The sequence below is a fragment of the Aliikangiella marina genome (genome assembly GCF_007004765.1).
GTDB lineage: Bacteria > Pseudomonadota > Gammaproteobacteria > Enterobacterales > Kangiellaceae > Aliikangiella > Aliikangiella marina.
Genome location: NZ_VIKR01000006.1, coordinates 125,325 through 138,762 on the forward strand (window position 1 = coordinate 125,325; position 13,438 = coordinate 138,762).

General features: G+C 41.5%; 12 protein-coding genes. 4 read left to right on the plus strand and 8 right to left on the minus strand.

Going from position 1 to position 13,438, the window contains the following annotated elements; all coding sequences use genetic code 11:
* Positions 1 to 64: 64 nt before the first annotated feature.
* The 6 genes from argH to FLL45_RS20160 are packed head-to-tail and all read right to left on the minus strand — an operon-like array spanning position 65 to position 7,277.
* Entirely contained in the window at positions 65 to 1,360 is a 1,296-nt protein-coding gene (argH, locus tag FLL45_RS20135; protein WP_142943866.1) for an argininosuccinate lyase, read from the minus strand.
* Positions 1,357 to 2,442, minus strand: a complete 1,086-nt coding sequence (gene argC, locus FLL45_RS20140; protein ID WP_142943867.1) for an N-acetyl-gamma-glutamyl-phosphate reductase — start codon at positions 2,440 to 2,442, stop codon at positions 1,357 to 1,359. Before argC ends, argH begins: the two co-directional genes overlap by 4 nt.
* Positions 2,443 to 2,470: 28 nt before the next feature.
* Complete coding sequence (locus FLL45_RS20145; RefSeq protein ID WP_142943868.1) at positions 2,471 to 3,829, minus strand: acetylglutamate kinase; 1,359 nt, start codon at positions 3,827 to 3,829, stop codon at positions 2,471 to 2,473.
* Positions 3,830 to 3,841: 12 nt separating this feature from the next.
* Positions 3,842 to 4,975, minus strand: a complete 1,134-nt coding sequence (locus tag FLL45_RS20150; protein ID WP_142943869.1) for an acetylornithine deacetylase — start codon at positions 4,973 to 4,975, stop codon at positions 3,842 to 3,844.
* A complete protein-coding gene (gene argG / locus FLL45_RS20155) occupies positions 4,972 to 6,258 on the minus strand; it encodes an argininosuccinate synthase (protein ID WP_142943870.1) in 1,287 nt (428 codons plus the stop codon). The genes FLL45_RS20150 and argG overlap by 4 nt, the downstream gene beginning before the upstream one ends.
* Before the next feature lie 20 nt (positions 6,259 to 6,278).
* Positions 6,279 to 7,277, minus strand: coding sequence for an N-acetylornithine carbamoyltransferase (locus FLL45_RS20160; protein ID WP_142943871.1), 999 nt, complete (start codon positions 7,275 to 7,277; stop codon positions 6,279 to 6,281).
* 463 nt (positions 7,278 to 7,740) lie between these two features.
* Here FLL45_RS20160 and FLL45_RS20165 point away from each other — a divergent pair, with 463 nt between their 5' ends.
* A complete protein-coding gene (locus FLL45_RS20165) occupies positions 7,741 to 8,985 on the plus strand; it encodes an HD-GYP domain-containing protein (RefSeq protein WP_142943872.1) in 1,245 nt (414 codons plus the stop codon).
* 211 nt (positions 8,986 to 9,196) lie between these two features.
* Positions 9,197 to 9,514, plus strand: a complete 318-nt coding sequence (locus tag FLL45_RS20170) for a YciI family protein (protein ID WP_142943873.1) — start codon at positions 9,197 to 9,199, stop codon at positions 9,512 to 9,514.
* Positions 9,515 to 9,712: 198 nt separating this feature from the next.
* On the opposite strand, the gene FLL45_RS20175 is transcribed toward FLL45_RS20170, so the two are convergent.
* Positions 9,713 to 10,051, minus strand: coding sequence for a 4a-hydroxytetrahydrobiopterin dehydratase (locus FLL45_RS20175; RefSeq protein WP_142943874.1), 339 nt, complete (start codon positions 10,049 to 10,051; stop codon positions 9,713 to 9,715).
* A gap of 57 nt (positions 10,052 to 10,108) precedes the next feature.
* Entirely contained in the window at positions 10,109 to 10,933 is an 825-nt protein-coding gene (phhA, locus tag FLL45_RS20180; protein WP_142943875.1) for a phenylalanine 4-monooxygenase, read from the minus strand.
* Between the two features lie 277 nt (positions 10,934 to 11,210).
* On the opposite strand from phhA, the gene FLL45_RS20185 reads away from it, so the two are divergent.
* Positions 11,211 to 12,644, plus strand: coding sequence for an aminotransferase-like domain-containing protein (locus FLL45_RS20185; RefSeq protein WP_142943876.1), 1,434 nt, complete (start codon positions 11,211 to 11,213; stop codon positions 12,642 to 12,644).
* Positions 12,645 to 12,665: 21 nt separating this feature from the next.
* Positions 12,666 to 13,427 carry an NUDIX domain-containing protein gene (locus tag FLL45_RS20190; protein ID WP_210247249.1) on the plus strand — a complete coding sequence of 254 codons (762 nt, stop codon included), beginning with the start codon at positions 12,666 to 12,668 and terminating at the stop codon, positions 13,425 to 13,427.
* Positions 13,428 to 13,438: the final 11 nt, after the last annotated feature.

Genomic DNA, 13,438 nt, shown 5'->3' on the forward strand with positions numbered 1-13,438 from the left:
AAGGTTTTGACTGCTGATAGGCTTCCGCGTATTACAAAAAGCGTCGGTTAAGCGTATCAGACGATCATAACAGCTGATTAAAACGACTTTCTAACTCGTCAAGTAATAGATTAGCACAGGCTCCAGGCGATGTTCTTTGGGTAAGTGAGTCCATTGGTAAGCGGTCAGCGAGGTTTTTCTTCAAATCGTTGGCGGATTGATAAGCTTCTCTAAACGGTATGCCCTTTATACTCTGTTCCGTAGCTAGGTCCGTTGCATACATTGGTGCATCTATCGCTTTTTCAAGGACGTCTGCTTTGAAAGACATTTCTGATACGACTTTGGAAAAAAGTTTAATTGTATCCAGCGCAACTTTTAGGCCTTTTAATAAAGGCGGTTTAGTGAGTTGCAGATCTCTTTGATATCCCGACGGTAACGATAGGATTGATTGCAGCTCAACCATCGCCCCCTGTAATGTCGCATAACTACCTCGCATTAACTCAATGAGATCCGGATTCCTTTTATTTGGCATGATAGAACTACCTGTAGTCATATTGTCTGGCAAGTTGACAAAGTTAAATTCTTGAGAGGTGAATAAAGAGAGGTCCCAACAGAATCGCCTGATATCTAGCAAACATTGCGACAATCTAAATAAGGCCTCCAGTTCGAATTTACCGCGACTATTTTGAGTATAAATGGGATTGATTTGTAATCGAGAGAAATCGAGCTCGTTGGTTGTTAGCTCCCTGTCAAGTGGAAGGTTGACTCCATAACCGGCCGCGGTTCCTAAAGGATTCGCATCTAATAGCTGCAGACTAAATTGTAAGCTCATCAAGTTATCAATCATTGCTTCCGCGAAACCGGCAAACCACATTCCAGCAGAAGAAGGAACCGCTCGTTGTAGATGAGTGTAACCGGGCATTGGTATATCTTTTGTTAATTTTGCTTGTGCGAGGCAAGCTCTCACTGCACTGACAATATAGTCCTCTGCTTGCTTTAAGCTGTGCTTGATCAATAGTCTGGTAGCAACTGACACTTGATCATTTCTAGAGCGCCCGGTATGAATTTTTTTACCTAGATCTCCGAGTTTTTCGACTAAATAGTACTCGATAGCTGAGTGGCCATCTTCAAACTGGTTCGATAAGTGAAATACGCCTTGATTGTAGTCATGCGCTAACTCGTCGAGTGCTTGAATTAGCGAGTCAGCTTCACCCTTATCTAAGATTGTGATGGAATTAAGTCCCTTCACGTGCGCTTTACTCGCTTGAATATCAAAAAGAAAAATTTGGTTGTCGAGTAGAATGTCTTCGCCCGCCATATAGTTCATAATTTCATTGTCTACCGAAGCTTGTGATTGTTTTTGCCAAATAGGGGCCGTCATACTGCTTCTCCTTTTAATTGTGCCTGCAGATCGGCTTCAGCTAATAGTGGGTTGAACTCTTCAATCTCAATTAAACCGAAGGCAGGATTGAGTCCCAGTGCAATATTGATATTTTGGACCGCTTGACTCGCTGCGCCCTTAAGTAAGTTATCGAGTACAGAAATAATAGTAGCTCGTTTACCATCCTGCGATAACTGCAGTCCTCCGATGATACAATTACTCGTTCTTGAAACTTGTTGAATTGTTGGAATATCGTCACAGATTTTAACGAGTGGATGCATTGCATAATAGTCTTTTAGTCGGGTTTGCAAGCTCTGATAAAATTGCTTTTTTGAAAAATTAAGTTGGATAGTCATACTGATGCCCCTAAAAAAATCGGCGACGTGCGGAGAAAAACTAACTGGTATGTTTAAATGGTGTGAAACTTCTTTTTCGTGAAGATGCTCAATACTTTTATAGGGAATAATATTGTCTTTTAAATTATGAGGATCATTGGTCGCACTAGGCTTAGTGCCTGCGCCGCTATAACCCGAAATGCCAAAACAATTAACGGGTGCAACGAGCAGATCCTTGAGAGGCTCTATCGCTAGTTGCATAGCGGTTGCGTAGCAGCCAGGGTTGCTTATTTTTATTGGTTTATCTTTGACTCCACCTTGTTTAAAGTTGTTGATCTCAGGAACCGAGTAATTCCACTCAGTATCGAACCGATAGTCTGCTGAAAGATCGATTATCACTTCAACGGTTGAATTGTTTTTAAGGTTGTCCACGAATAATTCTGCTAGACCGTTTGGTAACGCTAGAATAACTATCTCTGTGGATATATCGGCAATCTGCTCTGGCTCGAGCGCTTTAATTTCAATGGTACTTTTGGTATCCATGTGTTCATTAATACGACTACCTTGCAGCTGTCGAGAGCTTAGCCACGATAATTCTAGTAGAGGATGGTTCTCTATCAAGCGAACCAGTTCCTTACCGACATATCCGCGTACACCAAGAATACCCACCGAGTACTTCTTGTTTTTATTGCTTTGATAGTTTTTGGAAAGTGATTTAATAAGTTTTCCAAAATTAACTTTATTCATTTTTAATGCCTTGAAATTTAATAAATGGTTAATTCAAAGTTGCTGCTTTATTATTGGCAGCATTAATACATTGTTCGATTTGCGCGAAATCATTGAGACCATACCAATAGATATTCCAGTCTTTACTCTTCATATGACCGTGAGCTTTTTTAAAGTAAAACTGATTGATAGGATTATCGGGTTTAGCGCGCCAGTAAATAGCGGGAAGCGATTGGACCATTTTTTCCCAGACGGCTTTGCCCAAACCTTCGCCCTTTGCCGAGTCATCAACAACAAACTTATCTAAAAATGGTATTCCGTCTTCGATAGTCACAATTGCGGCAGCGCGATAGCAATAAGTGACAAATGCTTTATGAACCTTTAACTTCTCAAAGTAGTCATTATCGAGTTGTTTTTTAAAACTACTCTCTAGTAGGGCTTTAAGTTTCTTGGTTTTTATTGTTTCAACTGATTCATGTGTCATTATTGACTCGCCGCGTCTTAGTAGCGTACCTGAACCTTTATGAGTGAACAGTTCTTTGGCTAAATGGGCCGGGGTTGTGATTGATACTGAAGCGGTAGAAGGTAGCTGACTCAGTATTTCTGCAATTTGCTTGACTTTTAGTTTCATCCCGCTGTGTAGCCAGGGCTGTGCGATAAGTTCGCTGTAATCGGTGACCAAATTAATTGAAGAGATGACTTTATTTTTCTCATTTAAAATACCACCGGTTTGAGTGAGAAAAATTATTTTATAAGGCTCGATCGCAATGGCGAGTTGGTTAGTGGCATTATCTGCGTTAACATTCAGCACTTGTCCTGTTTCTGTTTCTGCGAGCGAGGAGAGAATCGGAATTGCGCCACTCTCTATTGCTGATTTGATCGGTTCTAGGTCGATATTGTTGATTTCACCGACTAATCCTAGCTGCTCTTGTGATGATTGTTTCGCATAAAACACGCCCGATGTAATCGAAGCTGTTTTGACACCTAAAGCTTGAAGTTTATTCGCGAGTTTGAGGTTTTGTTGGATAAATGTTTTCTTAGCAACAGATAAAACTTCAGGAGTTGTGATTCGTTGGCCATCAACAAACTCACTGGTAATCGATTTTTGAGCTAAGTTTTTAGATAACTGTGGGCCTGCGCCGTGAATCACGATAGGAAAGAGTCCTATTTGCTCAAGAAAAGCCAGAGATGAGCATAAGTTATCTAAGTCGTTATCTAATATTGCGCCACCAACTTTAATGACAGCAAAATGAGTTTTTCCGGCGTCAACAAAACGGTCAAGATATTGCTGTATTTCTTTGGGGTTTGCGAGATTAGCGAGCAACTGAATTATGGTTTCTTTTACCTTAGGCTTGAAGCTTGTTGGTGACTGAGTCGAGAGCGCTAAATTTGATTTTAATTGATTCATGATAAGGACCCCTTAAAGTTTGAAGCTATTATCGGAAAGTTTATTCAATATATTGATATAGCTATTTTCCACTGCTAAGAGCTGATCGAGTGCTACCCATTCATCGGCGGTATGTGCTTGTTCAATATTCCCGGGACCATAAACAATTGCTGTCGCACCGGATTGTGAGAATAAACTTGCTTCGGTCCAAAAATTGACAGGACTAGCCGTCGATAATCCTAGTGAAGTCGAGAGCTTTTCAGCATTTCGATGCGCCTCATCAAAGTTTTGATTAGCGGCAGGAAGAGAAGGGCCGTTGAAGCCTTTTTTAATAGCAACTGGATACTGTTGCTCATCGGATAATATGCCTTTTGCCAAGAAATCGAGTAGTTCGTCTTCGCTTTGTCCTGGTAAAGGTCTAAATCCAAACTTTAAACTTGATTCAGCTGCGATCATATTCGCTTTGATGCCGCCCGAAATCGTTCCGACATTAAAGGGAAGCCCAATCAAAGACTTAAATTGATAGTTTTGCTGATTGATCCATTCTATCGATTTAGATATCCAGCTTGCGGCACGATGGATTGCGTTATCATTATGAGCTCTTAATTCTGATGCATGACCAGGTTTGCCAGTAAAGGTTGCTTCTGCAGTTTGAATCCCACGGTGTGCGGTGATTGCCTTTGCTTGGGTTGGCTCAGCAACAACAACTTGTTTAAAACCTTTGTTTCCTGCAAGGAATGCTTTAACTGCCTCGCTTGAACCATGCTCTTCATCGGATGAAAAAAGTAGCGCAACGTCACCAGGGGCTCGATTAACAGCTGTTAGCATACACGCTGATGCACCTTTGATATCGCATGCGCCGAGACCGGTTGCTGTTTCTTGCGAAACCTCTAGCGTGAATGGATCTTTAGACCAACCATTTGTTATCGGTACCGTATCAATATGAAAGTTAAACAATAGCTGCGGTTGACCTCTTTGGGCAAGAAGACAGATGCTACCGTTTCCCGCGTCAATAAACTCAAATTGGAACCCTTCCAGATTTTTTTTAAGATAATGAAAAATTTCACTATCCTGCGTTATTGCCTTCGGTGGGTTTTGCGTATCAAAACTAACCAGCGCAGCCAAGTGTCCAAGTGTTGTCGACAAAATATTTTGATTATTTTTCATGATGCTTTCTCTACCAGTTTCGACTCGCTGGCATCAGGTTCGGCGCAGTTTACATTCGATTGGTCGATTAAATGTTGATTAGCGGCCATAGTTGAAGACTTACCAAATAGCTTGATGAATCCTTGTGCCTCTTCGATGTTCCAATTGGCCGACTGAGCATAGATTGATTGTTTATCTTTGAGAATGTTTGGCGAGGTGATCGCTACTGCCTGTGCTTGTCCATTACTTAATAATAATGTTACTTCTCCAGAGACTTGTTTTTGCGATGAGTTTAGAAAAGCTTCAAGATCCATTTTGAGTGGGTCGTAGAAAAATCCCTCATAAACAAGTTCAGTCCATTTTTGCGCGACTTGTGTTTTAAAACGATTTTGTGCTTTTGACAGTATAGCTTGCTCAAGTGCTGTATGTGCAATGTTGAGACAATGCAATGCGGGCGCTTCAAAAACAATTCGCCCCTTTAAACCTATAGTGGTGTCGCCCGTGTAAATTCCTCTACCAATCGCCAGTTTCCCGCCAATTTGATTAAGTCGTTGAACAGCGTGTTCGCCGGTGAAGCTCTCATCGAGGCAGTTTTTATTAATCGCGACAACTTCACCGTGTAAGAATTGAATCGTCACAAATTCATCAACAGAATCAACTTGACTAGGGGGAGTTGTCAACACATAGCTCGCTTCGCCCGGTGATTGCCACTCATCGATTTCCGAACCAGAGATCGTTGCGCCCAGCAAGTTTTCATTAATTGAATACTTGCTCACTTTGTCTGATACATCGAACCCTTTTTCAATCAGATACTGCTTTTCATATTCTCTTACTTGTTGGGTATGCTTTTGAATTTCTCTGATAGGCGAGATGATTGTATAGTCACCGAGTGACTGGACCGCCAGATCAAATCTCACCTGATCATTACCCATCCCCGTACAACCATGAGCAAAGTATTGAGTACCTAACTGATCGCAGAGTTTTAAACACGCTTCAACGATTAAGTAACGATCAGAGCACAATAACGGATATTGATTTTGGTACCAGTAGCCAGCCTTAACCATCGGAGTGATGACTTGTTGCCAAAGTGCTTGGCCAATATTGACCTGATGGTGTTGGATTGCACCTAAGGACAATGCTCTCTTTTCTATTTGTTGTTTATCGGTGCTCGAGATCCCGCCTGAGTCTACAAAAATGGTATGTACAACATACCCGGCTTCGATTAGATAAGGGACACAAAAGCTGGTATCGAGTCCACCCGAGAAAGCAAGAACAATGAGTTTTTGTTGTGACGATTGATTCATGGTCTTTTCCTTAAAAATTTTTAGTGTTGAATTAGTTTTTGCATTATGGCTTTTTGTACATGGAGTCGATTTTCAGCTTCGTCGATTGCGAAGCAATAATCAGCATCAAGTACGGCATCAGTTGCTTTCACATTTCTTCTCAGTGGTAGGCAATGTGAAAACAAACCTTTTTTAGTAAGTGCCATTTTTTCTTCATCGACAATAAAGTGCTTGTATTGGTCTCGAATGGATTTTTCTGCTTCCCAGTTACCAAAGTAAGGGAGTGCGCCCCAACTTTTTGCATAAACAATTTGAGCATCTTGATAGGCTTCTTCAATATTGTGAGTGATTTGAAAGCTACCGCCGGACGATTCTGCATTCTGTTTTGCCAGCGACAGATATCTTTCATCAAGTAAGTAACTTTCATTGGGACATAACAAAGTCACATCCATGCCAAACTTTGAAGCAATCAAAAGAGACGAGTTTGCCACGGCTGTATTGAGAGGTTTAGGGTGGTAAGTCCATGTCAGCAAATATTTCTTTTTCTTTGCTGAACCAAGCTTTTCTTGGATAGCTTGCATGTGGGCTAATTCTTGGCACGGATGAGTAATCGTCTCCATATTCACCACCGGAACAGACGCGTACTCTGCGAAAGCTTTGATCACTTTGTCTTGTCTATCGATTTGCCAATCTTCAAATTTTGGGAAAGCTCTAATACAGATCAAATCGCAGTATCTAGAAAGTACTTTAGCAGCCTCAATGACATGTTCTTCCGCATCTCCTGTCATCTGGGTGCCAAATTCAAATTCAAGGGGCCATGCGCTTTTGCCTGGTTCTAGTACGACTGCATGGCCACCTAATTGCCAGGTGCCTAACTCAAAAGAAGTTCTAGTGCGTAAACTCGGGTTAAAAAATAGTAGCGCTACCGATTTATTGTGCAATGCCTGACTCGAAAGGCCTTGTTTAAACTGAGTCGCTAGATCGAGTAAGTCTTGTAACTCTGCCTGGCTCCAGTCTGCAGTTGTAATAAAATTTTTCATGGTTTTTCCTAAATGTTTTGAGTTCTGAAATTAAAAAAAGGCATAAAAAACCCGGCGCATTGGCCGGGTTTTTAGAAGATGGTTTGTTATTTACTCATCAAACACCATCGCACCCAGCCCAATAGGGACGGCGGCGACGGCGAACAACAGAAGTTTCAAGATTAACAGACACAGAAGAGCGGCTAGCAAGTTGAGCTAGTTCAATGGTTTCAATTGTTAGATGATTCAGCAATGAATTCATCGGTGTGTGCCATGCTATATTGGAATCGATGCGTTATTAGTAACATAGGCGTTTTCACTTTGGCAATAGTTTTTCGCTAAATTTTAGTTATATGGCTTTTTACTGTTGCAAATCAGTTGTGTTTTGGTTTGCGGGATATCTCAAAAAGTTGACATAAAGTACCGGATTGATCAATATTTACTCAATGCATGATAAGTCAGCTGTATTGTCAAGGGAGTGACTATGAGCAAATATTCCTACCTAAACCGTGTCAGAGTTGAAGTCGAGCAACTTAAAGTTGGCATGTATGTGGGAGAATTGGATAAGCCCTGGGAACAAAGCCCGTTTCTTTTTCAAGGGTTTACGATCGAAGATGAGCTGACTCTTAGCAAGCTGCGTAAAGAATGTTCACATGTATTTGTCGATTTTAAGGATGAACATGAATACGAAAACCATCTATTAGAAACCGAGCAGTCCGCAGAATCAGATTTTGCTATCGATTCTTCTCTCTCTGAAGAACTACCTAAGGCACTCAAAGTCATCAGAGAGTCTGCCCGAGAGTTGAAATTATTGATGCGCAAAATTCAACGAGGGGATAATATTCAATTATCAGAGATTGAGATATTGGTTGAGAATTGTCTCGAAAGCTTACATCGCAACAACCGCGCCCTGGTTATTCTCTGTAATATTAAACACAAAATATTCTACGCGGCAGAGCACCCGCTAAGAGTAGCGATTTTCGCAATGGCGTTTGCAAAACACTTAAAAATGAGTGAACAACAACTCGCCGTCATGGGAGCGAGTGCAATGCTTCATGATGTTGGCAAATTTGCTATTCCTGAGCGCGTGCTCAATAAAACCGAAGCGCTGACTAAACAAGAGAAACTGATGTTGAAGCGACATCCGATTCAAAGTTACAAAATGCTCGATCAAGTCGTTGGAGTAACTGAAGCGGTAAAAGAAGTGGCTTTGTCTCATCACGAGCGGGTTGATGGCAAAGGCTATCCCCGGAATATACCCAATGAACGAGTGTCTCGATTTGCCAAAATCGTCTCTATTATTGATACCTACGATGCGGTGACGAGCGACCGTCCTCATAAAGAAGGAAAATCGCCCAGTTACGCATTTAAAATTCTTAATAATTACAAAGGCTCAAAATTTGATGAATTTTTAGTCAGTGAATTTATCAAGTGGATGGGAGTAATGCCTGTCGGTTCGTTAGTCGAAATGGCGACGGGTGAAGTCGGCATCGTATTGAAAAACAGCAAGCGCCAAAAACTCAGACCTAAAGTTCTACTCGTCACCGATGAACGCAAAAAGCTCGGTTTTGAGAAGGTGGTTGACTTGTCACAAATGGATCTCCATGCGAGTGGAAGAGTATATCAAGTGAAATCAGTACTGCCTAACGCTTCGTTTGGCATTAATATCGAGCACTATTTAGATTCGCAATCTTTTGACTCACCTAAGTGGCTCAACCCAGGGACCTAATTATCAATTACTTTATGGTGGTCGTTACCCGACTTTTTTCGTTCGGCTAACGGCTCTTTATGTCGTTAGACGTATATGCTCAGGCCATTATCAAGACGATTCTTTTTTGGCATTCGACAAAAAATCAATATCCGATGTTTTGTGGTTTGCAAGAAAAACCAGTATGGTAAAGTCTTAATCAGTTTCCAGTTCAAAAATATAGGAATGTACCATGGCTCGCTTTTTAATGGTTTATTTGGGTGGTAATCCTCCGTCTACGCCGGAGGAGGGACAAGCACACTTTAAGAAGTATAAGGAATGGCTCGAAAGCCTTGGCGATGCTGTTGTTAGCCCAGCGAATCCGCTAAAAAATACGCATCGAGTATCGGCTGCAGGTGGCGTCAATACGGGTAGTCAATCGACGATGTCGGGCTATACTATCGTCGAAAGTGATACCATCGAAGCAGCGATTAAGATGGCTCAGTCATGTCCTTTTCTAGAGATTGGTGGCACCATGGAAGTTTCTGAATTAGTGCCCATGTCGATGTAGAACATGTCAATGTAGAGCAAGTCATTCTAGAGTAACTCTATACAAATAACGTCCAAGTAACATTGACCGTTAGTGAGCGGATAACCGAAAGGACGCAAAGTATCCAATAATGATTCACCGCCAAAACGTAATTATGCTTTGGCGTTCAACGTTAAAATTTGGCGTTAGTCGTTGAAAGTTTGCGATACCATTAGAGGGTTAACGAAACAGTTCATCTGTTTTAGCTGCACAGATAAAATCGTTCTTATGTAAGCCTTTGATCTTATGGGTCCACCAGGTAACGGTAACTTTACCCCATTCAGTGGTGAGTGCTGGGTGGTGGTTTTCCGCTTCCGCCATATCCCCGACGCGATTTGTGAAGGCGATAGCTTCAGCAAAATTTTTAAATTTATAAATTCGTTTAAGCTGCATAATATTATTTTTAACTTCAACGACCCAGTCTGGGATTTGTTTGATGAGAGTAGCCAATTCTTCTTCTGATACTTTGGGCGCGCCAGCTTGGCAGGCTTCACATTGCTGACGGGTTAATTCTGTCATTGTCATTCCTTAGTGTTGGTTTGTTAATCATTTAATGTCTAATACGTTACAGCCTGGTTAACAGGCTGCGTTTTCTTTTGGTAAATAATCTGATGGCTTCATCCCTAGCTTTTTCGCTTGGCTGATTAACAATGTTAAATCGAGCTTAATAATGTTTTGCAACTCAGCTAGCGAGTCAATTATAAAGTAGTTCTTTTGTAATTGATCGATTCTGTAATGAGTGCGAAACGCATCTAAGATATCCAGCGATTGTCGGTTAGGAATGTCGCTCTCTAAGCTGTATACGGTTTCCTCTTTTGAAGATAAAATTCCTCCACCATAGACTTTTAGTCCTTGATCGGATTTTACCAATCCGAACTCAATAGTGAACCAGTATAGCCGCGCAAGCATCGCTCGTTCCTCTTTAGTCGCATTTAATCCAAGTATGCCATAGTGCTGAGAAAAGTCAGCGTAAGCTTGATTAGTCAGTAATGGACAGTGGCCGAACAGCTCATGAAAAATATCAGGTTCTTTAATATAGTCTAAATCTTCACGACGCCGAATAAACGTGGCGGCGGGGAATCTGCGGTTAGCCAACAGTTCGAAGAAGCGCTCAAAGCCGATGAGTGCAGGGACTCGCTCGACTTGCCAGCCTGTCATATTCTCAAGCTTATCGTTGATATCTGGCAATTGAGGAATGCTTTGGGCACCCATGTCTAGTTTGTCTATTCCTTCCAAAAACTCCGGGCACGCTCGGTCACGAACAATCTCCATTTGTCGATTATAGAGAATCTCCCAAGTACCATTCTCCTCAGGGGTATAGTCAATGTAACCGTGTTCGTCAGGAACCTTCGAAACATAAGCCTTGGGATCGGATATTGACAAATTTGCACCGGTTTTCATTTTCTTTCCTTTTTATTTGGTTTTTCACGAGAAGGATGGCAATTGAGTGGTTAGCCCAATTCGCCAGCATGAGGATAGTTTACAGTTAGGCAGAAATAAGTACAGATTCAAAAAACAACAATTAAATACAGTACAGAATGGCCAGTTGTACACTGTAGTGGTAAAATCATGTAGAAACTGTACTGGTTTTTACTGTTTGATAAGTTAATTCGACGCTATGACCATCCAGCAATGGGACTAGCTTTAAAGGGCGACGAAAGGCTATAGGTAGAAAAAGGTGATTAAAACAAAAAAACTATACCAGCAAGTTGCGGATGACTTCCGGGACTTGATTGCCAATGGTGATTTTCAACCTGGCGAGAAGATTCCTTCAATAAGAAGTATCGCTAAACAGCGTAAAATCAGTATTGCGACAGTCCAACGCTCGCTCGAAGAACTTGAGTTACGAGGGTTAATAGAAGCCAAACCCAAATCGGGTTTTTATGTAAAAATGCAGGCAAATCCGCGATCTGCGGTAGAAGCAACTTTGCTGCCAATGGTGCCTAAATCGGTAGAAATACACGAATTTGCTAGCCATATTTTTCATCAATGTGATTCTCCGGATATTGTTAACTTGGGAACAACCTACCCATCGCTAAAATATTTTCCTGAAAAATACATTCAACAATTTGCGAGCAAGGTCATTCGACACAATATCAATGATGTGGTTGAAGTTCATTTTTCCCCTGGACAAATGAAGCTGCGCCAGGTTTTATCTAAGCGATTAAATCAAATGGGCTGCCGAGTTACCGCTGACGATCTGATTATCACTAACGGTTGCTTGGAGGGCCTGTCACTTTGTCTAAGAGCCGTCGCTAAACCTGGCGATACCATTGCGATAGAGTCTCCGGGATTTGTTGGGCTGTTCCAGTTAATTGAATCGCTCGGTTATAAAGCGATTGAGATCCCATGTCACCCGGTTGAAGGAATGAGCTTAGAAGCTTTGGAGCTGGCTCTAGAGCAATGGCCAATTAAAGCAGTGGCTTTAGTACCGACGTTTAGTAATCCGCTTGGTACTAATATGCCGGAAAAAAATCGTATGCGACTTGTCGAGTTGTTAGCCGACAAAGAAGTACCATTGATTGAGGATGATTTACTCGGTGACCTATCCTTTGATGGTTCGCGAACGCGGCCATGCAAAGCATTTGATAAAAAAGGTTTAGTACTTTATTGCTCTTCAGCGAGTAAAACCGTGGCTTCGGGGTTGCGCATCGGCTGGCTAGCGCCCGGTGCTTACTATAAGGAAGTTTCTTATTTTAAGACTTTCACGAATATTAGTGCGCCGAACATTACCCAGTTAACCATCGCTGAGTTTTTTAAAAGTGGAAAATATGACCGTTACTTGCGGCAGTTCACCGGCGCTTTGGCAAAGCGAATGTACCAATTTCAGCAAGCGATCGAAAAGTATTTCCCGCAAGGAACACGAATGTCACAACCCCAAGGTGGTTGTATTCTATGGGTGGCGCTGCCGAAAAACTTCAGCGGGTTAGCTGTTTTTGAAGCGGCAATAAAGTCGGGTATTGCCATTGTTCCTGGTCAGCTTTCAAGTGCAACATCAAAGTTTGACCATTGCATTCGCTTAAACTGTGCATGTGATCCCGAGATTGATATCGATTCAGTCATCCAAAAACTGGCGGCGATTATTGAATCAACCCAATTACAGTCCAACTAATTTTATTGAATATCAATTTTTATGATGAATGTTTTAGAATTTACTCCTAATCGATATGGTGGTGTCTGCGTTGATTCACATCACTTGCCTAAATCTGTCGAAGCATTTGAAAGTGCTTTAGTTGAGTCATTAGCCGCTTGGGAAAAGCAGTTTAAAGTTGTCTGGATCAGTGTGTCTGCGGACAAAGCTGCTTTATTGACAGTGCTTTATCAGCATGGATTCGAAAACCATCACTGTGACAAAGCGAAGATTATGCTGACCAAAAAGCTTCAACAGAATGCCTTAGTGCCAGAATATGCGAATCATACGATTGGCATAGGTGGTTTGGTCATTAACGATAAACAGGAGCTGTTGACGATTAGGGAGCAGGGCCACATCAATACTCACCCGCACAATTGGAAGTTCCCCGGTGGTATGATTGATCCTTTTGAACATATTGAAGATGCGGTTAAACGAGAGGTATTTGAAGAAACCGGTATCGAAACTGTGTTTGAAAGCTTTATTGGGTTCCGTCATCATCATATTGGTCAATTTAAAACGTCGAATATTTATGGTGTGTGTCGATTAAAACCAATTAGCTCAAAGATTAGTATTCAGGAGAGCGAAATTTATGATGCACGCTGGTTTCCGATAAACGATTATTTGGCGGATGAAAAAATAGGTCAATATAATAAGTTTATTTTGAGAAGCGCATTAAAGAGTCCAGGCCTTAAGAGTATCAAACTACCAGGTTACATGGAGTCGGAAGAAGAATACGAAGTATTTATCAATATAGACGAGTGATTGGAAATCTT